This window comes from Bordetella trematum, from assembly GCF_900078335.1.
GTDB lineage: Bacteria > Pseudomonadota > Gammaproteobacteria > Burkholderiales > Burkholderiaceae_B > Bordetella > Bordetella trematum.
On the sequence record NZ_FKBR01000046.1, the window covers coordinates 102,112 to 118,394 of the forward strand.

General features: G+C 66.5%; 17 protein-coding genes. 2 read left to right on the forward strand and 15 right to left on the reverse strand.

The window, feature by feature from the left end; all coding sequences use genetic code 11:
* Positions 1-8 precede the first annotated feature (8 nt).
* Positions 9-1,529, forward strand: a complete 1,521-nt coding sequence (locus A7V84_RS17485; protein WP_033535114.1) for a M81 family metallopeptidase — start codon at positions 9-11, stop codon at positions 1,527-1,529.
* 52 nt (positions 1,530-1,581) lie between these two features.
* On the opposite strand, the gene A7V84_RS17490 is transcribed toward A7V84_RS17485, so the two are convergent.
* From A7V84_RS17490 to A7V84_RS17515, 6 genes are all read right to left on the reverse strand, one after another.
* Positions 1,582-2,442, reverse strand: a complete 861-nt coding sequence (locus A7V84_RS17490; protein ID WP_025513849.1) for a D-amino acid aminotransferase — start codon at positions 2,440-2,442, stop codon at positions 1,582-1,584.
* A 33-nt stretch (positions 2,443-2,475) separates the two neighbouring features.
* Positions 2,476-3,204, reverse strand: a complete 729-nt coding sequence (locus tag A7V84_RS17495; RefSeq protein ID WP_025513851.1) for an amino acid ABC transporter ATP-binding protein — start codon at positions 3,202-3,204, stop codon at positions 2,476-2,478.
* Positions 3,205-3,237: 33 nt separating this feature from the next.
* Complete coding sequence (locus A7V84_RS17500; protein ID WP_025513853.1) at positions 3,238-3,921, reverse strand: amino acid ABC transporter permease; 684 nt, start codon at positions 3,919-3,921, stop codon at positions 3,238-3,240.
* Positions 3,918-4,658 (reverse strand): amino acid ABC transporter permease, encoded by a 741-nt coding sequence (locus A7V84_RS17505; RefSeq protein WP_025513855.1) that lies wholly within the window; start codon positions 4,656-4,658, stop codon positions 3,918-3,920. The genes A7V84_RS17500 and A7V84_RS17505 overlap by 4 nt, the downstream gene beginning before the upstream one ends.
* 78 nt (positions 4,659-4,736) lie before the next feature.
* A complete protein-coding gene (locus tag A7V84_RS17510) occupies positions 4,737-5,645 on the reverse strand; it encodes an amino acid ABC transporter substrate-binding protein (protein WP_025513856.1) in 909 nt (302 codons plus the stop codon).
* A gap of 81 nt (positions 5,646-5,726) precedes the next feature.
* Positions 5,727-6,635 (reverse strand): LysR family transcriptional regulator, encoded by a 909-nt coding sequence (locus A7V84_RS17515; protein ID WP_025513858.1) that lies wholly within the window; start codon positions 6,633-6,635, stop codon positions 5,727-5,729.
* 167 nt (positions 6,636-6,802) lie between these two features.
* Between A7V84_RS17515 and A7V84_RS17520 the strand changes: the two genes are divergently transcribed.
* Positions 6,803-7,663: a metallophosphoesterase gene (locus tag A7V84_RS17520; RefSeq protein WP_063491744.1), complete on the forward strand. Its 861-nt coding sequence runs from the start codon at positions 6,803-6,805 to the stop codon at positions 7,661-7,663.
* On the opposite strand, the gene A7V84_RS17525 is transcribed toward A7V84_RS17520, so the two are convergent.
* The 9 genes from A7V84_RS17525 to metC form a co-directional block, all read right to left on the reverse strand.
* Positions 7,639-8,637: a succinylglutamate desuccinylase/aspartoacylase family protein gene (locus tag A7V84_RS17525; protein ID WP_063491743.1), complete on the reverse strand. Its 999-nt coding sequence runs from the start codon at positions 8,635-8,637 to the stop codon at positions 7,639-7,641. The genes A7V84_RS17520 and A7V84_RS17525 overlap by 25 nt on opposite strands.
* Positions 8,638-8,692: 55 nt before the next feature.
* On the reverse strand, positions 8,693-9,658 hold the full coding sequence (locus A7V84_RS17530; protein ID WP_033535116.1) for a Bug family tripartite tricarboxylate transporter substrate binding protein: 966 nt from the start codon (positions 9,656-9,658) through the stop codon (positions 8,693-8,695).
* A gap of 505 nt (positions 9,659-10,163) precedes the next feature.
* Complete coding sequence (locus A7V84_RS17535; protein WP_025513863.1) at positions 10,164-10,916, reverse strand: SDR family oxidoreductase; 753 nt, start codon at positions 10,914-10,916, stop codon at positions 10,164-10,166.
* Between the two features lie 88 nt (positions 10,917-11,004).
* A complete protein-coding gene (locus tag A7V84_RS17540) occupies positions 11,005-12,012 on the reverse strand; it encodes a succinylglutamate desuccinylase/aspartoacylase family protein (RefSeq protein WP_025513865.1) in 1,008 nt (335 codons plus the stop codon).
* 19 nt (positions 12,013-12,031) lie between these two features.
* A complete protein-coding gene (locus A7V84_RS17545; protein ID WP_025513868.1) occupies positions 12,032-12,778 on the reverse strand; it encodes an amino acid ABC transporter ATP-binding protein in 747 nt (248 codons plus the stop codon).
* A 20-nt stretch (positions 12,779-12,798) separates the two neighbouring features.
* Positions 12,799-13,458 carry an ectoine/hydroxyectoine ABC transporter permease subunit EhuD gene (ehuD, locus tag A7V84_RS17550; RefSeq protein WP_025513869.1) on the reverse strand — a complete coding sequence of 220 codons (660 nt, stop codon included), beginning with the start codon at positions 13,456-13,458 and terminating at the stop codon, positions 12,799-12,801.
* Entirely contained in the window at positions 13,448-14,107 is a 660-nt protein-coding gene (locus A7V84_RS17555) for an amino acid ABC transporter permease (RefSeq protein WP_025513871.1), read from the reverse strand. The genes ehuD and A7V84_RS17555 overlap by 11 nt, the downstream gene beginning before the upstream one ends.
* Positions 14,108-14,121: 14 nt before the next feature.
* Positions 14,122-14,994, reverse strand: coding sequence for an ectoine/hydroxyectoine ABC transporter substrate-binding protein EhuB (gene ehuB, locus A7V84_RS17560; RefSeq protein ID WP_025513873.1), 873 nt, complete (start codon positions 14,992-14,994; stop codon positions 14,122-14,124).
* A 69-nt stretch (positions 14,995-15,063) separates the two neighbouring features.
* A complete protein-coding gene (gene metC / locus A7V84_RS17565) occupies positions 15,064-16,227 on the reverse strand; it encodes a cystathionine beta-lyase (protein WP_025513875.1) in 1,164 nt (387 codons plus the stop codon).
* Positions 16,228-16,283: the final 56 nt, after the last annotated feature.

A 16,283-nucleotide genomic window follows, 5' to 3' on the forward strand; every position in this document is an offset into this window, starting at 1 on the left:
CCTCTCCCATGCCTCCTGTTTCCTCCTGCGGCGCCCGGCGCAAGCGCCTGGCCGTGGCGCGCTTCTGGTTCGAAGGCAATGCCTTCACGCCCATTCCCTGCACCCTGGCCGACTTTCAGCGCCAGGAGTGGGGTGAAGGCGCGCAGGTGCTGGCCGCGGCACGCGAGACGGCCAGCGAAATGGGCGCGGTCGAACAGTTCGCGCGCCAGCACCCCGACTGGGACGTCACCGTGCTGCGCTGCGCCGCCGCGCAGCCGGGCGGGCCCATCGAAGACGCTGCCTTCGAGGCCATCCGGGCCGACATCCTGGCCGGGCTGCAGGCCGGCCAGCAACAAGCCCCCTGGGACGCGATCTATCTGTCGCTGCATGGCGCGGCCATCACCGACGCACGCCAGAACCCCGAACTTGAACTGCTGCAGGCGGTGCGCGCCCTGGCGCCGCATACGCCGCTGGGCGCGAGCTTCGATCTGCACGGCAACCTGGGCCCGGAGATCGCGCCCCTGCTGGATGCAGCGGCCGCCTACAAGACCTACCCGCACATCGATCAGTTCGACACCGCGAGCCGTGTACTCGATCTGCTGGCGGCCAATGTGCAGCATGGCGCACGCACCCGGGTCTGGCTGGACAAGCCGGGCCTGCTGCTGTCCAGCTTCAACATGCGCACCCAGGCCGGGCCGATGTGCGAGCTGCAGCACCTGGCCCGCACGCTCACGCAGGGGCCGATCCGCGATATTTCGGTGTTCGGGGGCTTCCCCTATTCAGACACCGTCAACACCGGCGCCTCGGTCGTGATCACCGCAGACGATGATGCGACGGGCGAAGCCGCCGCCCGGCAGGCCCTGGCCACCTTGAGCCAGGCGCTGCGCCAGGCCGCGCCCGAGTTTGCCATCAGCCTGCCCAGCGCCACCCAGGGTCTGGCACAGGCGCTGGCCCTGCTGGCGCAGGGTCCCGGCCTGATCGCGGTGAACGATCCGGGCGACAACCCCGCCTCGGGCGGCAGCGGCGACACCACCACGCTGCTGCGGGCCGTGCTCGACACCCCGTTCGACGAACCCTGCGTGGTGGCCAGTTTCGCCGACCCCCAGGCCATGCGCGCCGTCGAACAGGCCGGCCCCGGCGCCGAACTCACCCTGTCGCTGGGCGGACGCTACAACCGCGCCTTCGGCGAGCCGGTCACGGTACAGGTGCGCATCGAGCGCCTGACCGACGGCGATTTCACCAACGTGGGGCCCAAGGAAACCGGCGTGCTGATGCGCTGCGGGCCGACCGCCCTGCTCAGCCTGGTGGCGCGCCCCAATATCCGCGTCATCCTGACCGAGCATGTGGTCCCGGCCAATGATCCGGGCTTCTTTCTCATGCATGGCATCGACCCGGTCAGGCAACGCCTGCTTTGCGTCAAGGCCAAGAACCACTTCCGGGCGGCCTTCGGCAGCCTGTGCCGCGCCATCATCGACATCGATGCGCCCGGCCCGGCTGCGCTCGACCTGTCGTTGCTGCCATTCCGGCACGCGCGCGCCCAGGCCGTCTGAAACAAGACGGGCCCGCCATGCGGCGGGCCCGTCGTCCTCGCGTCAACGCGGATCAGAGCGCCGTTGCCATGGCATGACGCAGGTAGAGCGTGCGCAAGGCCGCGCACACCGGACCGGGCTTGCCGCCGGCCACCGGCTGATCATCGATGGCGATGACCGGCAGCACGAAATGCAGCGCCGAGGTCAGGATCACCTCGCGCGCCTGCATGCACTCCTGCAGGGTGAACGTGCGTTCGACCACTTTCATATTGCGCTCGGCGGCCAGCGCCAACACCGCCGCGCGTGTGCAGCCGGGCAGGATATCGTTGGACAGCGGCCGCACCACGATCTCGTCGGCATCGTTGACCAGCAGGGCGCTGGACGACGATCCCTCCGTGACCACGCCCTGGGCGTCGACCATCAGGGCCTCGAAGGCGCCGCTGGACTGCGCCGCCTGCTTGGCCAGCACCTGCGCCAGCAGGGACACGCTCTTGATGTCGCGCCGCGCCCAGCGCAGATCCGGCACGCTGGCAACGCGCACGCCGCTGTCGGCCAGCGGATTGACGCTCAGGACCTTCTCGGCCGTGAACATCATCACCGTCGGCTCGACGCCCTTGGGGAAGGCGAAATCGCGCTTGGTGTCCGCGCCCCGGGTGATCTGCAGATAGATCGACCCTTCACGCAGGGCCGAACGCCTGATGAGCTCGCGGCAGACTTCCAGCAGACGCTCGCGCGGCAGCGGATTGGCGATGCCGATCTCGGCCAGGCTGCGCGCCAGGCGCGCGGCATGGCGCTCGAACTCCAGCAGCAGGCCGTCCATCACCGCGACGACCTCATAGACACCATCACCGAACAAAAAGCCCCGGTCCATGGCCGGAATGCTCGCCTGCTCGGCAGGCACGAAATTACCGTTGATATAGCAAAGGGAAGACATGGAAGGCAACCGCCTGGTGGTAAGTAAGCGTAGTTAATGGCTGATGATGCGGGACAGGAATTCGCGCGAACGCTGCGAGGCGGCGCTGCCGAAGAACTCGGTGGCGCTCACGTCGTCGATGATCTCGCCCGACTCCATGAACACGATCCGGTCGGCCACGCGGCGCGCGAAGCCCATTTCGTGGGTGACCACCATCATGGTCATGCCATCGCGCGCCAGGCCGGTCATGACATCCAGCACCTCGCCGATCATTTCCGGGTCCAGGGCCGAGGTCGGCTCGTCAAACAGCATGACCACCGGGTCCATCGCCAGCGCGCGCGCGATGGCCACGCGCTGCTGCTGGCCGCCCGACAGCTGGCCGGGGTGCTTGTCGCGGTGCGCGCTCACGCCCACCCGCTCAAGCAAGGCCAGGGCCTTTTCCTCGGCCTGCGCGCGGTTGCGGCCCAGCACGGTCGTCTGCGCCAGGCAGACGTTCTGCAGGACCGTCAGGTGCGGAAACAGCTCGAAATGCTGAAACACCATCCCGACCCGGGCGCGCAGCGCCGGCAGATTGGTGCCGGCTGCGCCCACATCGGTGCCATCGACCACGATGCGGCCGGACTCGAACGGCTCAAGGCGGTTGACGCACTTGATCAGCGTGGACTTGCCTGAGCCCGACGGACCGCAGACCACCACCACCTCGCCGCGCGCCACGTTCAGCGAGCAGTTCTTGAGCACGGCCAGCTCGCCGTAGCGCTTGCCGACCCCTTCGATTTCTATCATTGCAAGGACTCCAAATTTTTATCCGGCAGGCGCTCAGGCGCCCAGGCGCGCGCGCAGCACGCGCACCCCGCGCGAAGCGGTAAAAGAGATCACGAAGAACACCAGCGCCACCACCACATACATCTCGACCAGGCGGTTGTCGCGTTGTGCGATCTTGGTCGCCGCGCCCAGGAAGTCCGGCAGCGACAGCACGTACACCAGCGCGGTTTCCTGGAAGATCACGATGATCTGGGTCAGCAGCACCGGCAGCATGTTGCGCAGCGCCTGCGGCAGCACCACCTTGCGCAGGGCCTGGGCGTGGGTCAGCCCCAGCGCGCAGGCGGCCGCATACTGGCCATGGCCCACGCTGCCGATCCCGGCGCGGATGATCTCGGAGAAATACGCGGCCTCGAACAGAATGAAGGTCACGAAGGCCGAGCCCATCGCGCCCAGCACGATGGGGCGCTCGGCCTGCATGACCCACTGCAGCAGATACGGCAGGATGAAGTAGATCAGAAAGATCACCAGCACCAGCGGCAACGAGCGGAACAAGTTGACGTAGATGGTGGCCGGCCAGGCAACCCAGCGGCTGCCGTACAGGCGCGCAACGGCCAGCAGCGCACCCAGCGCCATGCCGCCGACGGCCGAGGAGGCCGTCAGCAGCAGGCTGAATTTCAGGCCGGTGAACAACAGGTAGGGCAGCGCGTCGATGACGGCCTGATAATCGAACCCGCTCATGCGCGTCCTCCTTTGATGGTACGGCCGGGGATGGCGACCCAGCGCTCCAGCGCGCGCATGGCGACGATGACAATCAGGTTCAGCACCAGATAGGCCACGGTAGCCGTCAGGAATGCCTCGAACACCTGAAAGGAGAACTCCTGCATGGCGTGGGCCTGAGCAGTCAGGTCAGCCAGGCCGATGGTCAAGGCCACCGACGTATTCTTGATGGTGTTCAGGCAATCCGACGTCATGGTGGGCAGCACCATGCGCAAGGCATTGGGCAGCAGCACATGGCGGTAGAGCTGCGGCAGGCGCATGCCCAGCGCCAGCCCGGCCTGGCGCTGCCCCTTGGGCAGGGCCTCGATGCCGGCGCGCAACTGCTCGCCGATACGTGCCGACATGTAGACGCCGATCGACAGGGCGGCGGTATAGAACGAGCCCTCGGGCAACTGCTTGATCCAGTCGCCCCAGGACGTGGGCAGCAACTCGGGCACCACGAAGTACCAGAGGAACATCTGCACGATGAGCGGAATGTTGCGGAACACTTCCACATAGACTGCGCCCAGGCTGCGTACGAAGGCCGACGGCAGCGTGCGCGCCACGCCGACGGCCAGCCCCAGGCCCAGGGCCAGCACCCAGGCCAGTCCGGCCGTCTTGACCGTGATGGTCAGACCGTCGAGCAGCATCTGCAGGTAGGTCTGCCCGCCATCCGGCGAGGGCTCCAGCAGGACGCCCCAATTCCATTGATATCCCATGGTGTATCTCTGAATGCAGGCCGCCGGCCGTCCGCAGCCAGGCTGGCTGCGGCCGACGTGGCGGCGAAAAGCAATGACTTACTGATAGTCGGCGACGTCGCCCGAATCGGTCGGCTTGGCGACCACGCGCTTGAGCGCATCGCTCATTTCGACGTTCAGGTTGATGCCCTTGGGCGGCAGTTCGCTCTGGTACCAGCGCTTGTAGAGCTGCTCGAACTCACCGCTGGCGTACAAGGCCTTGATCGTGTCATCGACCACGGTCTTGAACTGCGGGTCATCGCGACGCAGCATGATGGCGTAGGGTTCGATCGACAACGATTCGCCGGACACCTGATAGCGACTCGGATCCTTGGCATTGGCCGCCAGGCCGTAGAGCAGGATGTCATCCATGATGAAGGCGGCCGCGCGGCCGGTATCCACCATCAGGAACCCTTCGGCGTGTTCCTTGACCGGCACCACTTTCATGCCCAGGTTGCGAGCCTCGTTCAGCTCATTGGCCTGACGGATGTTGGCCGTGCCCGAGGTCGAGGCCACGGTCTTGCCCTTCAGGTCGTCGACGGTCTTCAGGTCGGCCGACTTCAGGCTGATGAAGCGATTGCCCGTCACGAAGGTCGTCACCGAGAAGGCCACCTGTTTCTGGCGATCCGGGGTGTTGGACGTGGAGGCGCACTCCAGGTCGATGGTGCCGTTGGCCATCAGCGGAATGCGGGTGGCCGAGGTCACCGGCAGGTACTTCACCTGGATGTCATCGCGCTTGAGCTTGGCCTTGACCGCATCGACGATGCGCGTGCAGATGTCGATCGAGTACCCGATCGGCTTCTGATTGGCGTCGTAATACGAAAACGGAATCGACGTCTCGCGATGGCCGATGGTGATGCTGCCGTTCTCGGCCACTTTCTTGAGCGTGCCTTCCAGATCGGCCGCGCCGGCCGTGCCCACGGATGCCAGGCCGATGGCCAGGGCGAGCGTATTGAACACACGTTTCATGTGCTGTGTCTCCTTGATCGCTATTGTTATGAACTACGTTGAAAAACCGCCGTACCGGAACACACCGGAGCGGCGCGGGCTTCAGCCGCCCCCGAACAATTCGAAGACGCGCTGCACGGCGGCCTGAACCGGCCCCTGACGCCGTGCATACATACAGATTTCCATCGGGATGTCGCAGCGGGCATCGGCGACCGCCACGATCTCGCCGGCCTCCACGGCCGCCCGGGCCGTCGACTCCGGCAACCAGGCCAGGCCGATGCCGCCGCGCACCAGATCGCGGGTGCCATCGACAAAGTCGGTGTCGCAGGTACGCCGCAGCGCCGGGCTGCGCAGCACCGGCCCGCAGTACACCTCGATCAGGCGGCGGAAATAGGCCCCCTGGGCATACGACACATAGGGGTAACGCGCCGTGGCGGCCTCATCGGCCAGATCGGCGGCGTCAAACGCCATGCCGGCCGGCCGGTACAGCCGCATCGCATCGGCCTCCACCTTGACGCGCATGTAGAGCTGGGGATCGAGCTGGATGTCCTCGACCGCATGGCGAAACGACACCAGCAGATCCACCACGCCGGCCGACAGCCATTCCACCGAGTCGTGCACGTTGCCCACATGCAGGCGCAGGGCATCGGCGCCGCTCACCGCGCGCCAGGCGTCACACCAGCGCGGAAAGCGCGAGGTCGCCAGGCAATGCGGCATGGCCACCCGCAGCACCACGCTGTCATGGCCGGTCGCGCCGGCCTCGCCGCGGGCATCCACCACCTTGCGCACGATTTCGGCGGCCGAGGCGCGGAACTGCTCGCCGGCGGCGGTCAGGCGGGTCGGAAAGCAGCTGCGATCGATCAACGGCGTGCCGACCCAGGTTTCCAGGGACTGGATGCGGCGGCTGAAGGCAGACTGCGACACGTTGCGCAGCTCGGCTGCCGTCGTGAACTGGCGGCACTCCGCCAGCGTCAAAAAGTCCTGAAACCACCGAATATCCATACCCATCACCTAACGCTGTGGCGCCTTTGGCACCCTGCGGCGAAGTATAGGGAGCCGGCTTCGGACGCATCATGCGTAATTTGCATAAGCCGGGGTTTTACAGGGTTAGTCCCTAGCGCGCGGCACGGCCGCCCGCTCCGCCCCCCCTGCCCGCCGCAGCCTTTACACTGACGCCCATGCGCCTACAACTGCTTTCCGACCTCCACCTCGAAGCGGATCCCGATTTCCGCCTCTCGCTCGCCCCCGCCATTGACGTCCTGGTGCTGGCCGGCGATATCGGCTCCTATCAACGGGGCTCGAAGCTGGCAGGCGAGGATTTCGGTCTGGCGCAGTTCGCGCCGGCAGCGCTGGGCGAGCGCCCGCCGCGGGTGATCTTCGTGCCCGGCAATCACGAGTTCGACGGGCTGAACCTGGCCGAGGCCACGGCGCGGCTGAAGGCGGTGTGCGCGCAGCTGGACATCCACTGGCTGGAGCGCGAAGTGCTGGTGATCGATGGCGTGCGTTTTGTCGGCACGACGCTATGGGCCGACTTCGAAGCGCTGGTCGACCCGCAAGGCAGCCAGACGCAGCGTCGCGTGCAGATGGAGAAAGCCTTCCGGGCCGCCAACTTCTACCTGAGCAAGCAGAGCACACTGGACGACCAGGGCCAGCCCATGCTGGCCGAGGCGCTGCGGGACATGGCGCTACAGTGCCAGACCTGGCTGGCCGAGGCGCTGGCCCAGCCCTTTGACGGCCCCACCGTGGCCATCACGCACTTCGCGCCCAGCCTGCGCAGCGCCGATCCGCGCTACGGCCTGACGCCCGGCACGGCCGGCTTCTGCAACGCCCTGGATGCCCTGTTGCCGCAGGCCGATCTGTGGCTGCACGGCCACCTGCACTGCCCCAACGACTATGTGGTCGAGGACGCGGCCAGCGGACGGCGTTGCCGCGTGCTGGCCAACCCCCTGGGCTACGCCCGCAAGGGCGAACAGGCCGGCTTCCAGCCACAGTGCGTGGTGGAGCTGGCCGTCGCTCAGAGCGCCGCTGCCAGCTGGTAGAGACAGTCGCCGCGCTGGGTCTGGGCCGGTACGCGCTTGCACAGCACCAGGCCCGCGCCCGGCGAGCGCACCAGGGTCGGTTCGCGCCCCGGGGTTTCCGGATGGTGCAGGCGCGCCACCGGCTGGCCAGCCTCGATATCGGCGCCCAGCGCCACCAGCGGCTCGAACAGACCCGCTTCGTAGGCATAGACATAGTGGCGCGCCGCCTCGATGCGCAGAAAGCGCATGTCCTCGTTATCCACCGGCTCGACCGGCACGCCCTGCAGCGCCTGCACATGGGTCAGGAAATTGAGCACGCCATTCCAGGCGCGTTGCAGCACATCGGGCGAGACGAAGCCGCCGCCGGCCAGTTCCGAAATGAAGGGCGTGGCCCCCTGGCGCAACGCTGCCCAGGAACTGGCCGCCGGCGTCCCCTTGTCCAGCAGGCAGGCATGCGGCACGTCGAATTTCTGCATCAGCCCGCGCAGAGCGGTGCGCGCCTCCTCCTCGCCCGGGTCGATCGTCAGCAGGCAACCGCCGTGATACAGCAGCGAACTGCCTCCCGAATGCAGATCCACCACGTAGCGGCAGCCGGGCATCAGCGTGTGCTCGATGTAATCCGCGATGATCTGCGTCGGCGTGCCCTTCGGGTTGCCCGGAAACAGGCGGTTGAGGTTGCCGTCATCCAGCGGCGAGACGCGCAGCCCGGCCGAGGCGGCCGGATAGTTCGCCATCGGCAACAGAATCAACTGGCCGCGCACCTGGGCCGCGTCCAGTTCCCGGATCAGCCGGGAAACGATGATCTGGCCTTCGTACTCGTCGCCATGGTTGCCGGCCATGATCAGGATGGTCGGCCCTTCGCCATTGCGGATCGAGGCGATCGGGATGGGGATCCAGCCATAAGCCGAGCGGTGCACCGAATGCGGCAGGCGCAGATAGCCGAATTGCTTGCCATCCTGGGCAAGGTCGATTTCGCAGAAGATGGGATTTTTCATGATGAGACGCGCGCGTGGCGCCCGAAGACGCCACGCGGTGTGAGGCAGGGATGTATCAGGGAGCGATCTTGCGGGCCTTGATCAGCTCGGCGTTGCGGTCGCCTTCGGCGGCCAGCTGCTTGGCATAGGATTCGCCGCTTTGGGTGCCCGGCAGCAGGAAATAGCTTTCCAGCAACTGACCGAACTCGGCGCTGTCGACCGCATCGTCGACCATCTTCTGGACGGCCTGACGGGTCTTGTCATCCATATTGGCCGGCGCGAACACGCCGAAATCGGAACGGTAGTCCATGCCGTCGATGCCCAGCTCGCCCAGCGTCGGCACATCGGGCCAGACTTCCAGACGCTTGGGCTCCATCACGGCCAGCGGCTTGAAATTGCCGGCGCGCACCTGCGGCAGCAGGCTGGGCGTATTGAGCACCAGCAGCTCGAACACGCCACCCAGGGCGTCCTGCATCGCCGGGCCGTCGCCGCGGTAGGGAATGTGCGTGAGTTTCACCCCGGTGCGGGCCTGGAAGTCTTCCATCGCCAGGTGACCGGCCGAGCCCTGACCCGGCGTACCGAAGCGCACCGAATCCGGGTTCTTGCGGGCGTACTCCAGCGCGCCCTTCAGGTCATTGAAGGGCGCGATCTTGGTCGCCACGATGGCAACCGGCGAAATGGCCGCACTGCGCACCGCGGTGAAATCGCGCTTGGGATCGTAATTGACGGGGTTCAGATTGGGGCCGATGGTCAATGCGCTGGTCGAGGCCAGCATCATGGTCTGGCCATCCGGTTTGGCGCGCGCCACGTTGGCCGCGCCGATGGTGCCGCCCGCGCCGCCAATGTTCTCGACGATGACGACCTTGCCGGACTGGCTGCGCATCACATCGGCCAGCCGGCGGGCCAGCGAGTCACCCACGCCGCCAGCGCTGTAGGGGACCACCATCTTGATGGTTTCGTCGCGCGCCTGCGCCACGTTCGACCCGAATGCGACGACCATCGCCGCGCCCAACACTACGGTTTTCTTCAAGACTGACAGCATGTATACGATTCCTTAAGGCAGATTGATCAACTGCTGACAGCGCCGCGCCTGGCGCGTTGCGCTGTATGGTGAAGCGACTGCGGAGGTGCTGTGTTTCTGCGGTGCCGATTGCTGCCCCGGCACGGCCGTCTGACGGCCGGCGAGGCGCGGATCGCTGGCTCAGCGCGCTGCGCGCAAGCTGCGTCCCGGAGGCGTTCCGTGCATGTGATGTGTCTCCTGTTCGATTGTTTTTACCGTTGCACCGGTCTATGCCGGTTGCGGTTGTGTCTCGGTCGGTGGCGACCCCGGCGCCTGGGCGCACTTGCGGGACGCGCAGGCTGGCGGCCCTGAGGGCCCGACGCCGCAACGCCGATCCTGTTCCGCATTCTTGACCCGCAGCGGCGCCAGCGTAAAGCGAGAAATAATTACCATGTGATGCGGTTTACGCATCAAGTACCGTTTTTACTAGGGGAAACACGGGTTAGTTGATTCTAAAACCTCCGTATTTACCCTAGGTTTCGAACATTCATGCGGCGCCGGTGACCTTGAGCACCGTCCCCGACACATAGGAGGCCTGCTGCGATAGCAGCCACAACACGGCTTGCGCCACCTCCTGCGCCTGCGCCACCCGTTGCATGGGCAGGCGGGCGGCCACGCGCTGCGCGCGCCCCGGCTCGCCCGAACTGGCGTGGATCTCGGTTTCGGTGGTGCCGGGCGACACCACGTTGGCACGTATGCCGCGTGCAGCGAATTCGCGCGCCAGGCCCAGGGTGAAAGCCTCGACCGCGCCTTTGGAGCCGGCGTAATGAATGTATTCGTGGGGCGCGCCGGAGGCGGCCGCCAGGGATGACAGATTGACGATGCTGCCGCGCTGCCCGCCCTCGACCCAGTGGCGCACACAGATCTGGCACAGCGCCATCAGGCCGATGACATTGACCTCCATCACATCGCGCGCGACGGCCATGTCCAGGTCCAGGAAGGAGCCGATCCGGCTGGTGATGCCGACATTGTTGACCAGGCCCGCCAGCCGGCCCAGCTGCAGGGCGCGCTGCAGCACCTCGCCGGCACGCGCCGTGTCGCGCGCATCGGCCTGCATGGCCTGCACCCGGCCGGGCAGGTCCGCACAGCGCTGCACCAGCTGCGCGGCGCGCTCATGGTTGGCGACATAGGTGAACAGCACATCGTAGCCGGCCTGCGCGCACAGCACGACGGTCTCGGCGCCGATGCCGCGCGACCCGCCGGTGATGATGACCGTGCCGGGGCGAAGAGGCTGGGACATGCGCGAGTGCTCCATGACAGCGGCCTGCCATGACAGCATGGCAGGCACGCAATGGGAAAGCGCTATCTTAGGCCTTGGCGGCCACGTCTCAAAGCAAGGGTTCGGCCAGGTGGAACAGCCCGTCGCCGCGTGCGCACAGCGTCGGAAAGCGCCGGCAGGAAACCACCCCGTCGCTGCTGAAGTGCAGCGTCAGGGGCTCGGCCAAGGGATCCTCCAGCGCATACAGGCGCACGGCGGGCTGCCCCGCGCGCACCGTCTCGCCAGCCTTGGCCAAAGGCTCTTGCAAGCCGGCGCAGGGCGCATAGATCGCATGGCGCGGCCCCAGCGAACGCAACAGCCGGGTCGCCGGCGCGGCTTCGCAGTCCAGTTGCGGTGCGATCCCGTAATGGCGCAGGACGCGGCGCACGCCCTGCTCCGCCGTGCTCAGGCCTTGCGGGTCCAGGGTCGCGCCGCCCCCCAGTTCGGTCGTGAGCGCCGGAATGCCACGTTGCGAAGCCGCCGCGTACAGCGTGGTGGCGCCACCCCCGCCTGAACCGTTGGTCAGTACGCTGTTGGGCGCGCCGAACACGGTCAGCAGCTCGCGCAACGCGCCGTCCTGGGCCGGGTCGCTCACGCGCTGGGCCAATGCGGTGTGCGAGTAGTCCAGCGAGCGCCCGCCCGAATGCAGGTCGATGACCAGATCGGCCAGCGGGAACAGCACGCTGTGCACATAGTGCGCAATCATCTCGGTGACGCTGCCATTGGCGCGTCCGGGGAACAGGCGGTTGAGATTGCCCTCGTCGATCGGCGAGACCCGCCGCCCGGCCTGGACCGCCGGATAATTCAGGGCCGGCACGATGATCACGCGCCCGCGCAGCATGGCCGGATCCAGCTCGCGCGCCAGGCGCCGCAAGGCGATCTGGCCTTCATACTCGTCGCCATGGTTGCCGGCGGTCAGCAGGGCCGTGGGGCCCTCGCCATTGCGCAGACACACGATGGGGATCTGCACCATGCCATAGGCCGACAGATCAATGGAATGCGGCACGTGCAGCTGACCGGACTGCTTGCCGTCGCGGTCGAAGTCGATGTGGGTCCAGATGCGGCTGGTCTCTGTCATGTTGCGGTCCTTGCGTGTCTCAGAGAAGCTGGCTGAGGAATTGCTGGGCGCGCGGGTGGCGCGGCGCGCTGAAGAAGGTCTGCGGATCGGCCTGCTCGACGACGCGCCCGGCATCCATGAACACCACCCGGTCGGCCACCGTGCGCGCGAAGTTCATTTCGTGCGTCACGCAGATCATGGTCATGCCTTCGCTTGCGACGTCCGTCATCACGTCGAGCACTTCCTTGATCATTTCCGGGTCCAGCGCCGAGGTCGGCTCGTCAAACAGCATGACCTTGGGGTTCATGCAGAGCGCACGCGCGATCGCCACGCGCTGCTGCTGGCCCCCCGACAGCTGGCCGGGATACTTGTCCTGCTGCTCCGGAATGCGCACCCTGCCCAGGTAGTGGCGCGCGATCTCACGGGCCTTGTCCTGCGACAGACCGCGCGCCTTGCGCAGCGCCAGCGTGCAGTTCTGCAGCACCGTCAAGTGGGGAAACAGATTGAAGTGCTGGAACACCATGCCGATGTCGCGCCGCAGCAGGTGCATGCCCGGGGTGCCCTTGCCCACACGCTGCCCATTGACCTCGATGGTGCCCTGGTCATGGGTTTCAAGCTGGTTGATGCAGCGGATCAGGGTCGACTTGCCCGAGCCCGACGGCCCGCAGATCACCACGCGCTCGCTGGGCTGGACGGTCAGGTCCACGTCGTGCAGCACCTGGAAGGAGCCATACCATTTCTGCAGGCCGGCGATCTGCACCGCCGGCGTCGTGCTATTGGATTGCATGTTTCTTTTCCCTCTTGCGCTCAACGCTGATGCGCCAGCTGCAGGCGGCGCTCCATCAGCCGCACCAGATAATTGACGCCCAACGCCAGGATCAGGAAGATGATTCCCACCGCGACCATGGGTTCGGCATAACGGAACGAATTGGCGCCCACCTCCAGCGCAATGCCCAGCATCTCCGGCACGGCGATCACCGCCAGATAGGGCGTGGCCTTGAGCGCCGACACGAAGTAGTTGCCCATGGGGGCCGCCACATTGCGCAGCATCTGCGGCAGGATCACCGACACGATCACATCGCGCCGCGTCAGGCCCAGCGCGCGCCCGGCCTCGAACTGCCCGCTGTCGATGCTGTCGATGCCGCCCTTGAACACCTCGGCCAGGTAGCCGCTGTAATAGATCGACAAGCCAAGGATGCCGGCGGCCACCGCCGGCAGCGTGACGCCATAGAACGGCAGCACGAAATAGATGAAGTACAGCTGCACCAGCACCGGCGTGGAACGGATCACGTCGATCAGAAAGCGCATCACGTAGCCGAGCCAGCGGTTGCTGCGCCGCAGGATCTCCAGCACGAAGCCCAGCACCGCCGCGCACAGCGATGCCGCCACGGCGATCCAGATCGTCATCCCCAGCCCCTGCAGGATCAGCGGCACCACGGAGATCGCGAAGTCGATATCAAATTTCACGGCTGCCTCGATGTTCGATGCGCACGCGGCGCTCCAGGTAGCGCCCCAGCAACGTGGCCGGATAACACACGATGAGATAGGCCAGCATCAATGCCGAGTACACCCCGACCGGGTTGTATTGCGTGTCGGCGATCTGCTTGGCGCGAAACGTCATGTCGGTCAGCGTGATCAGCGACACGATGGCCGTGCCCTTGACCAGCTGAATGAACTGGTTGACGAAGGTCGGCATCATGGCCGAGACCACCTGGGGCAGTTCGATGAACCACAGGATCTGCAGGCGATGCAGGCCCAGCGCCCGCCCGGCCTCGACCTGGCCCTGGTTGAGCGACTGCAGCGCCGCGCGCACCGCCTGGCTGCCATAGCCGCCGATGTTCAGGCCCAGGGCCATGCCGCCCACCGTGATGCTGGACAGGCGTATACCGAAGCTGGGCAGCGCGTAATACAGCACGAACAGCAGGATCAGCACCGGCGAACTGCGCCAGAATTCGATCACGCTGGTCACCGCCAGGCGCGCCGCGCCATGGGTGAAATGCTGCAGCACGCCCATCACCAGGGCGAAAGGCACGGCCCAGAGCATGCCGTAGAAGGTCACGAGCGCCGTGACCTCCAGGCCCTCCAGGATGCCGGCAAGGATAGTGAAGCTTTCCATGGCCCGGCCGGTCTTCAGAACTCGCCGGCGCAGACCTTGGCCGTCGTCACGACGTCGTCGACCTTGTCTTCGTCGGTGAAACCGTACTTGTTGCGCAAGGCATCGACGACGCCTTCGGCCTTGAGCGCCTTGAGCTCCTGGTTGTAGGCGTCGCGCAGGCGCGTGTCATCGGCACGAAAGGCGATAGCGGTGTACATCATCGACGGCACGCCATTGCGCACCAAGCCCGTGAACGGAGTGGCGCGCTCCACGCCCTGCAGCTTGGGATCCTGCAGCAGGCCGGCCACGCTGGCCGCCGACAGCGTGGCCGCATCCACGCGATTGGCCAGAATGGCCGACAGCATGGCCTGGGCATCGCCCAGATAGGTCAGCTGCGCCGGGGCCACGCCCGCATCCAGGGCGTTCTTGGAGTTGAGCGTGCCGCGCCCGCCGGTCAGCCGGACCTTCGGATTGGCCTTGATATCGGCATAGCTGTGGAGGTTCAGCGGATTGCCCTTCTTGACGATCAGGCTGTCGCCCACCGCCAGATCCGGCTCGCTGAAAATCACCACCTTGCAGCGCTCGGGCGTGATGGCGATGCCCGAAGCCACCATGTCGAAGCGCTCGGCGCCCAGGCCCGGGATCAACGCCCCGAACTCGGTGATCACGAAGTCCACCTGGTTGACCCCCAGGCGCGCGAAGGCCGCACGGATGAGATCCGGATGGAAACCGGCCGCCTGGCCATCCTCGGCCCGAAAGCCCCAGGGCTGGCGATTGTGCACGCCGATGGTGACCTTCTTTTCTTTGATGATGGTGTCCAGGGTATCGGCCTGCGCGACAGGCAGGGCCGCGCCCAGGGCCAGCGCCACGGTCAGCCCGGCGGCGCGCTTCAGGAGCTGCATTGTCATGGTGTTTTCCTCTTGCTATGTCGTTGTGCACGGCCGCCTGCGGCGGCCATGGGTACTGCGGAAAAGCGATCAGCCGCGACGTTGCCCGAAGGCCGCCAGCGCGGCCTGCAGGTCGGCCTGCAACAGATCGCCATCCTCCAGGCCGATGGCCAGGCGGATCAAGGGCCGGTCGGTGGCGGGACACAAACGCGTCCGCTGCAACTCGGCCGGATAGAAGGCGGCCAGGCTGTGCACCCCGCCCCAGCTGGCCCCGATGGAGAACTGCGTCAGCGCATCGAAAAAGGCATGGAAAGCGGCCTCATCGGCCTGCACCAGTTGCAGGGAGAACAGGCAACCCTTGCTGCGGTAGTCGCGCTGCCACAGGGCATGACCGGGGTCGCTGGCCAATGGCGGATACCAGACCCGCTCGACCAGGGGTTGCCGGGCCAGCCAGCTGGCGATGCGATAGGTGCTTTCGCCCTGCGCCTGCAGACGCAGGGGGAAGGTCTCCAGCCCGCGCAGCACCAGAAAGCAATCGTCCGGGCTGACCTGCAGCCCCAGCGTGCTCTGCGCTTCGCGCAGCACGGCATAGTGCGCCGCATCGGTCGTGGCCACGCTGCCCATCAGCACATCCGAGTGGCCGCTGAAGAACTTGGTCGCCGCCTCGATGCTGAAATCCACCCCATGATCCAGCGGCCGGAAACCCAGCGGGCTGGCCCAGGTGTTGTCCATCATGGTCAACACGCCATGGCGGCGCGCCACGGCCGCAATGGCCGGGACATCGCACATCTCCATGGTCAGGCTGCCCGGCGACTCCAGGCAGATCAGGCGCGTGTTGGGCCGGATCAGTGCCTCGATGTCCGCGCCGGCCTGCGGCGGGTAGTACTCGACCTCCACCCCCAGGTTGACCAGCCATTTGTCGGCCAGCGCCGCCAGCGACCCGTAGCTCGCCGCCGACAGCAGCACATGATCGCCCGCCCGCACATAGGCCAGCACCACCATCGTCAGCGCGGCGGCCCCCGACGGCGTGATGACGCAATGCTGGCCGTTCTCCAGCTCGGCAATGCGGTCTTCCAGCAGGCGGGCCGTCGGCGTGCCCGTCACGCCATAGCTGTAGCCATCGGGCTGGCGGTGCTTGCGCGCGGCGAAGTCGGCGATCGAATCGAACACCACCGTCGAGCCCCGCCACACGGCGGGTGACAGGCTGGCGTAGGCGCGTCCGGGCGCGGGAGAAACATCAGGGGAATGAGCCATCGTGGAAGATCCGTTTCCAGTAGTACAACCGAGATGGCGCAGTCTGGGCCGCGTGG